Annotated in this window: 1 protein-coding gene; it reads left to right on the top strand. The window is 60.9% G+C overall.

The genetic code is table 11. The annotated features are described in order from the left end of the window. The coding region (locus AC0L3B_RS39470) for an inorganic diphosphatase (RefSeq protein ID WP_473383221.1) at positions 1–178 on the top strand (178 nt) is incomplete at its 5' end. Between the last annotated feature and the right edge of the window lie 96 nt (positions 179–274).

Below are 274 nucleotides of genomic sequence, written 5' to 3'. Positions count from 1 at the left end.
GGTGAAGTCGTATTCCGACCTGCCGGACATCACGCTCCAGCAGATCCAGCACTTCTTCGAACATTACAAGGATCTCGAACCCGGCAAGTGGGTGAAGATCCTGCGCTGGGGCGGCCCGGAGGATGCACACAAGCTGATCCTCGAAGGCATAGATCGCGAGAAGAAGAAGAAGGCCTGAGCTCTGCTCCCTCGCCCCGCAAGCGGGGCGAGGTGAAGAAAACCTACACCGCCGGTTTCGGCAGCCCTGCAATCGCGCAGGCCGCGCGCAACGTGT

It is taken from the genome of Bradyrhizobium sp. Kon56 (assembly GCF_055807635.1).
The sequence above is the reverse complement of the archived record's forward strand: the minus strand, read 5'-3'. Positions and strand labels throughout refer to the sequence as shown.